Genomic DNA, 6772 nt, shown 5'->3' with positions numbered 1-6772 from the left:
AATACCAGCTCAGGCCCCGCGACTGGGACACGGCCGAGCGCGAGGGCCGCACCATCACCCCGCTGCTGACCAGGCTCAACACCATCCGGCGGGAGAATCCGGCCCTCCAGCAGCTGCGCGATCTCCACTTCCACGAGGCGGACAAGGAAGCGGTGATCGTCTATTCGAAGAGGAAGGGTTCGAACACGGTTCTGGTGGTCGCCAACCTCGACCCCCACCACACCCAGGAGGCCACGGTCTCGTTGGACATGCCGCAACTCGGCCTGGACTGGCACGAGTCGGTGCCGGTGCGCGACGAGCTCACCGGCGAGACCTACCACTGGGGCAGGGCCAACTATGTGCGCCTCGAACCGGGCCACAGGCCCGCGCATGTCTTCTCGGTCCTGCGACCGTCCAACCCGCGGATCGGAGGGTCACCCACCTCATGATCGTCAACGAACCCGTTCCGGACACCTTCGAGGACACTCCCGCCAGGGACCGGGACCCGGATTGGTTCAAGCGAGCCGTCTTCTACGAGGTGCTCGTCCGCTCGTTCCAGGACAGCAACGGCGACGGCGTCGGTGACCTGAAGGGCCTGACCGCCAAGCTCGACTACCTGCAGTGGCTCGGCGTCGACTGCCTGTGGCTGCCGCCGTTCTTCAAGTCCCCCCTGCGGGACGGCGGCTACGACGTCTCCGACTACACGGCCGTGCTGCCCGAGTTCGGTGACCTGGCCGACTTCGTGGAGTTCGTCGACGCCGCCCACCAGCGCGGCATGCGCGTGATCATCGACTTCGTCATGAACCACACCAGCGACCAGCACCCGTGGTTCCAGGAGTCGAGGAAGGACCCCGACGGGCCCTACGGCGACTACTACGTGTGGGCCGACGACGACAAGCAGTTCCCGGACGCCCGGATCATCTTCGTCGACACCGAGGCCTCCAACTGGACCTTCGACCCGGTCCGCAAGCAGTACTACTGGCATCGTTTCTTCTCGCACCAGCCGGACCTCAACTACGAGAACCCGGCCGTGCAGGAGGAGATGATCTCCGCGCTGAAGTTCTGGCTGGACCTGGGCATCGACGGTTTCCGGCTGGACGCCGTGCCGTACCTGTACCAGGAGGAGGGCACCAACTGCGAGAACCTCCCGGCCACGCACGACTTTTTGAAGCGCGTGCGCAAGGAGATCGACGCGCAGTACCCGGACACGGTGCTGCTGGCCGAGGCCAACCAGTGGCCCGAGGACGTCGTCGACTACTTCGGCGACTATCCCAGCGGCGGCGACGAGTGCCACATGGCCTTCCACTTCCCGGTCATGCCGCGCATCTTCATGGCCGTCCGCCGCGAGTCCCGCTACCCGGTCTCCGAGATCCTGGCCAAGACCCCGGCCATCCCCTCGGGCTGCCAGTGGGGCATCTTCCTGCGCAACCACGACGAGCTCACGCTCGAGATGGTCACGGACGAAGAGCGCGACTACATGTGGGCCGAGTACGCCAAGGACCCACGGATGCGCGCCAACATCGGCATCCGGCGCCGCCTCGCGCCCCTGCTGGACAACGACCGCAACCAGATCGAGCTGTTCACGGCCCTGCTGCTGGCCCTGCCGGGCTCGCCGATCCTGTACTACGGCGACGAGATCGGCATGGGCGACAACATCTGGCTCGGCGACCGGGACGCCGTCCGGACACCGATGCAGTGGACGCCGGACCGCAATGCGGGATTCTCCTCGTCCGATCCGGGGCGGCTGTTCCTGCCCACGATCATGGACCCGGTCTACGGCTACCAGGTCACCAACGTCGAGGCGTCGATGTCGTCGCCCTCGTCGCTGCTGCACTGGACCCGGCGCATGATCGAGATCCGCAAGCAGAACCCGGCCTTCGGTCTGGGCTCGTACACCGAGCTGCCGTCGACGAACCCGGCGGTGCTGGCGTTCCTGCGGGAGTACGAGGACGACCTGGTGCTGTGCGTGAACAACTTCTCGCGGTTCGCGCAGCCCACGGAGCTGGATCTGAGCGCCTTCGAGGGGCGGCACCCGGTGGAGCTGTTCGGCGGGGTCCGCTTCCCGGCCATCGGCGAGCTGCCGTACCTGCTGACCCTCGGGGGCCACGGCTTCTACTGGTTCCGGCTGCGCAGGGACGCCGTGTGAGGCCCGGAACGGCCTGTTGAAGCCAGATCCGCGGGGCGGACCGCAAACCCCCGTGGCGGGGCGTTTCCTCCGCCCCGCCCGGGGCACGCATCAGTAACACCCCACCCATGCGCGTGAGCCGGAGGGGCGCCGTCCGGGCCGGCTGAAGGCGCCGGAGGCGCACCGAGAACGGGTGAAAGGACGCGACGCCATGTCGGAAGCCGTCACACGCACCGTCACCACCCCGCCCGGCCTCCTTGCCTCCCTCGATCCGCTGCTGCGGGAATGGCTGCCGCGACAGCGCTGGTTCGCGGGCAAGGGGCGGCCGGTCACCGGGTTCACGCTGGTCGCCGCCACCGAGCTGCTCCCCGGCACCGCCAAGCTCGGCCTGTACCACCTGCTCGTCCGCGCCCACCAGCCGCTCGTCCCGGCCCATGGCGCGCCCGGCCACCCCGGCGACTGCTACCAGCTCCTGATAGGCGTGCGCGAGGCGCTGCCGCCTCGGCTGGCGCCCGCGCTGATCGGCCACATGTCGACGGGGCCGCTGGCCGGCCGGACGGTCTACGACGCCCTGCACGACCCGAGGCCCGCCGAGCTGCTCCTGGAGGCCCTGCGCACCCAGGCCCGTATCGGCGGGCTCCGCTTCGAGCGGGACCCGGAGCAGGAGATCCGGTCCGGACTCGTGCCGCGCGTGGTGACCGCGGAGCAGTCCAACTCGTCGATCGTCTACGGAGATACGTTCATCCTGAAGCTGCTGCGCCGGATCGTGCCCGGCGTCAACCCCGATCTGGAGCTGCCGCTGGCGCTGGCCCGCGCGGGCTGCCCCCGGGTGCCGTCCCCGACGGCCTGGATGGTCGCGGACGTCGACCCCGCGGCGGACCCGGTGGTCTTCACGGGCCCGGCGGACCTGGCCGGCCAGCCGTACGTCCTGGGGGTGCTCCAGCCGTTCCTGCAGGGCGCCTGTGACGGCTGGGAGCTGGCGCTGCGGGAGCTCGCCAAGGGCGAGGACTTCGGTGCCGAGGCGCGGGCGCTGGGGCGGGCGACCGCCGAGGTGCACACCGCGCTGGCCCGGGCGTTGCCGACCGTCACCCTCGGTCACGTCCAGCTGGAGCTCATGGTCGACGGCATGATCGAGCGGCTGGAGGCGGCCGTCCAGGCGGTGCCCGCGCTCGGGCCCTACGCCGGCGGCCTCAGGTCGGCGTTCACGGCGCTGGGCGATCTGGCCGCCGAGGGGCGCACCTGGACCGCGCAGCGTGTGCACGGCGATCTGCACCTCGGGCAGTGCCTGCGCTCGCCGTCCGGCGAGTGGTGGCTGATCGACTTCGAGGGCGAGCCGGCCCGGCCGCTGGCCGAGCGGCGCATGCCGCAGCCGGCGGTGCGGGACGTGGCCGGCATGCTGCGGTCCTTCGACTACGCGGCCCGCTCGGCCGATCCGCCCCAGCCGGCCTGGGCCGAGACCTGCCGGTCCGCGTACTGCTCCGGATACGCCGAGGCCTCCGGCCGCGATCCGCGCACCGACCCGGTGCTGCTGCGCGCCTACGAGACCGACAAGGCGATCTACGAGGTGGTGTACGAGGCCCGGCACCGCCCCGACTGGCTGCCGGTGCCGATGGCCGCCATAGACCGGCTCGCCACGTCCGGCCACCTGACCTGACTGACCGACCTTCGCCCAGGAGGCTCCGCCCGTGACCCCCCGCCCTGAGTCCAGCGGTTCGCACCCCAAGGGGACGGCCGGGGAGAAGATCCCCGAGCAGCCCACGGCCGCCCAGCAGAAGAGCGCCGCGAAGAAGACGGCGGTGCCGAAACAGGCAGCGGCCAAGAAGGGGACGGCGGCCGCGAAGAAGGCCGCCGCCAAGAAGACGCCCCCTGCACAGTCACCCGCGGCGAAGGCCACCGCCAAGAAGGCGGCCCCTGCGAAGACGACCGCCGCGAAGAAGGCCGTCGCGAAGAAGGCCGTCGCGAAGAAGTCAGGTCCCGCGCAGGCGCCCGCGGCGAAGGCCACCGCCAAGAAGGTGGCCGCGACCAAGGCGGCCGCCGAACAGACAGCCGTCAAGAAGACGGCGGCGAGCAAGACGGTCGCGAAGAAGGCGACCGCGAAGAAGTCGGCTCCCGCGCAGGCGCCCGCCGCGAAGGCCACCGCCAAGAAGGTGGCCGCGACCAAGGCGGCCGCCGAACAGACAGCCGTCAAGAAAACGGCGGCGAGCAAGACGGTCGCGAAGAGGACGGCGGTCACGAAGTCCGCCGCCGAGAAGGCCGCCACGGCGAAGGCGGCGGCCACCAAGACCGCCGCGAAGGCCACTACACGGGCCACCACGAAGGCCGCCGCCGCCAAGTCCCCCGCGAAGAAGGCTCCGGCGAAGAAGGCGACCGCCAAGAAAGCCGCCCCCCTCAAGGCCACCGCCGAGAAGGCCGCCGCCCCCGCCCAGGTCGTGCCCCCGGAGATGGAGATCGCCGTCTCCCCCGCCGTCGACGCGGTCGACCGGGAGCGGCTGCTCGCCGGCACGCACCACGCCCCCCACTCCGTGCTCGGCGCCCACCCCGTTCCCGGCGGCGTCGCGTTCCGGGCGTTCCGGCCGTACGCGCGGTCGGTGACCGTCCTCTCCGGAGAGCTGCGGGCGGAGCTGCACGACGACGGGGAGGGGTTCTTCTCCGGGCTGCTGCCGCTGACGGACGTCCCGGTGTACCGGCTGCTCGTCGAGTACGAGGGGACGGTGCTGGAGACCGAGGACGCCTACCGGTTCCTGCCCACGCTGGGCGACCTGGATCTGCATCTGATCGGCGAGGGCCGGCACGAGGAGCTGTGGACGGCGCTGGGCGCGCACCCGACGACCCACCAGGGCGTGACCGGCACCCGGTTCGCGGTGTGGGCGCCGAACGCGCGGGGCGTGCGGGTCGCCGGCACCTTCAACTTCTGGGACGGCTCCGGTCACGTCATGCGGTCGCTGGGCTCGTCCGGGGTGTGGGAGCTGTTCCTGCCGGACATCGGCGAGGGCGAGCTGTACAAGTTCGAGATCACCCGCCCCGACGGCACGAAGACCCTGCGCGCCGACCCGATGGCCCGCCGCACGGAGGTGCCGCCCGCCACGTCGTCGGTCATCACGTCCTCCGCGTACGAGTGGGGCGACGCCGAGTGGCTGGCCCGGCGTGCCGAGGCGCCGGCGCACGAGTCGCCGTTCTCGGTGTACGAGATCCATCTGCCGTCCTGGCGACCCGGGCTGACGTACCGGCAACTCGCCGAGCAGCTCCCGGGGTACGTGAAGAACCTGGGCTTCACGCACGTCGAGCTGATGCCGGTCGCGGAGCATCCGTTCGGCGGCTCCTGGGGCTACCAGGTCACCGGCTTCTACGCGCCGACGGCCCGGCTGGGCACGCCCGACGACTTCCGGTACCTGGTCGACGCACTGCACCGGGCGGGCATCGGCGTCCTGATGGACTGGGTGCCCGCCCACTTCCCGCGCGACGACTGGGCGCTGGCCGAGTTCGACGGCCGGCCTCTGTACGAGCACGAGGATCCGCTGCGGGCCGCGCACCCCGACTGGGGCACGCTGGAGTTCGACTTCGGACGCAACGAGGTGCGCAACTTCCTCGTGGCGAACGCCGTGTACTGGTGCGAGGAGTTCCACATCGACGGCCTGCGCGTGGACGCCGTCGCCTCGATGCTCTACCTCGACTACTCGCGCGAGCCGGGCCAGTGGACGCCCAACGAGCACGGCGGCCGGGAGAACCTGGACGCGGTGGCGTTCCTGCAGGAGATGAACGCCACGGTGTACCGCAGGGTGCCCGGCGTGGTCACCATCGCCGAGGAGTCGACCGCCTGGGACGGTGTCACCCGGGCCACCCACCACAAGGGCCCGAGCGGCTTCGGCGGGCTGGGGTTCGGGCTGAAGTGGAACATGGGCTGGATGCACGACTCGCTGCAGTACATGAGCCACGAGCCGGTGCACCGCAAGTATCACCACGGTGAGATGACGTTCTCGATGGTCTACGCCTACAGCGAGAACTACGTCCTGCCGATCTCCCACGACGAGGTCGTGCACGGCAAGCGGTCCCTGGTGTCGAAGATGCCCGGCGACTGGTGGCAGCAGCGGGCCGGGGTCCGGTCCTACCTGGGCTTCATGTGGGCTCACCCGGGCAAGCAACTGCTGTTCATGGGCCAGGAGTTCGCGCAGGGCGCCGAGTGGTCCGAGGCGCACGGACCCGACTGGTGGCTGCTGGACCCGGGGTACGGGGCGGAGCCCGACCACCGGGGCGTGCGTGACCTGGTCCGCGACCTCAACACCGTCTACCGCGCCACGCCGGCGCTGTGGCGGCTCGACACGGACCCGGCGGGCTTCGAGTGGATCGTCGGGGACGCCGCCGACGACAACGTGCTCGCGTTCCTGCGGCTGGACCCGGAGGGCACCCCGATCCTGGCGGTGTCGAACTTCGCGCCGGTCATCCGCCAGGACTACCGCCTGGGCGTGCCCGAGGAGATCCCCGCCTGGCACGAGGCGGTCAACACCGACGCCGGCCGCTACGGCGGCAGCGATGTCACCAACCCCGACCCGGTCAAGCCCGAGGCCCAGCCCTGGCACGGCCGCCCGGCCAGCATCCGCCTGACCCTGCCGCCCCTGTCCACGGTGTGGCTCCGCCCGGCGTGATCCTGTGCCGCGGCGGCGTCATGACGCC

3 protein-coding genes and 1 pseudogene are annotated in these 6772 nt (G+C 70.9%); all 4 read left to right on the top strand.

Annotated elements, in window-relative coordinates:
* Nucleotides 1–428, top strand: a pseudogene (locus ABZ016_RS42850) (alpha-1,4-glucan--maltose-1-phosphate maltosyltransferase); the annotation flags it as partial.
* Entirely contained in the window at nt 425–2125 is a 1701-nt protein-coding gene (gene treS, locus ABZ016_RS42845) for a maltose alpha-D-glucosyltransferase (protein ID WP_356922225.1), read from the top strand. The pseudogene ABZ016_RS42850 and the gene treS, both read left to right, overlap by 4 nt.
* 190 nt (nt 2126–2315) lie before the next feature.
* A complete protein-coding gene (locus ABZ016_RS42840) occupies nt 2316–3758 on the top strand; it encodes a maltokinase (RefSeq protein WP_356922224.1) in 1443 nt (480 codons plus the stop codon).
* 31 nt (nt 3759–3789) lie between these two features.
* Nucleotides 3790–6744 (top strand): 1,4-alpha-glucan branching enzyme, encoded by a 2955-nt coding sequence (gene glgB / locus ABZ016_RS42835; RefSeq protein ID WP_356922223.1) that lies wholly within the window; start codon nt 3790–3792, stop codon nt 6742–6744.
* The last annotated feature ends 28 nt before the right edge of the window (nt 6745–6772 follow it).

This window comes from Streptomyces sp. NPDC006372, assembly GCF_040612515.1.
GTDB lineage: Bacteria > Actinomycetota > Actinomycetes > Streptomycetales > Streptomycetaceae > Streptomyces.
The sequence above is the reverse complement of the archived record's forward strand: the minus strand, read 5'-3'. Positions and strand labels throughout refer to the sequence as shown.